1 protein-coding gene is annotated in these 511 nt (G+C 67.5%); it reads left to right on the top strand.

Going from position 1 to position 511, the window contains the following annotated elements; genetic code table 11:
* Positions 1 to 511, top strand: a 511-nt coding sequence (locus KPB06_RS04420) for an FAD-binding oxidoreductase (protein ID WP_275920423.1), incomplete at both ends; no start/stop codon positions are given.

The raw sequence follows: 511 nt of genomic DNA, 5'->3' as shown, positions 1-511 counted from the left end.
GACGAGCGCTACCTGCGCGCGGTCGGCTACGCGACCAAGAGCAAGCGCAATGCGTTCCCGAAGATGGTGCTGATCGGCGACATCGTCGGCGCCGACGCCGACGCGGTCGCGCACGCGACGTCCGAAGTGATCCGGATGGCGAACGGCAAGAGCGGCGAGGGCTTCGTCGCGGTCAGCGCGGAGGCGCGCAAGCGCTTCTGGCTGGACCGCAGCCGCACGGCGGCGATCGCGAAGCACACGAACGCGTTCAACTCCGACAACTACGAGATGCTGCAGGACGCGCACGCGGCCGTCGCGCGGATCATGACGCTCGCGCGCTCGCTCGACGGCGTGATTTCCGGCGAGCACGGGATCGGCATCACGAAGCTCGAGTTCCTGACCGAGGACGAGATCGCCGAATTCCGCGCGTACAAGCAGCGTGTGGACCCGAACGGCCGCTTCAACAAGGGCAAGCTGCTCGAGGGCGCCGATCTGCGCAATGCGTACACGCCGAGCTTCGGGCTGATGGGCT

The sequence above is a fragment of the Burkholderia semiarida genome, assembly GCF_029268935.1.
Lineage (GTDB): Bacteria > Pseudomonadota > Gammaproteobacteria > Burkholderiales > Burkholderiaceae > Burkholderia > Burkholderia semiarida.
Note: the sequence above shows the minus strand (reverse complement) of the source record. Positions and strands in the feature narration are given on the sequence as shown.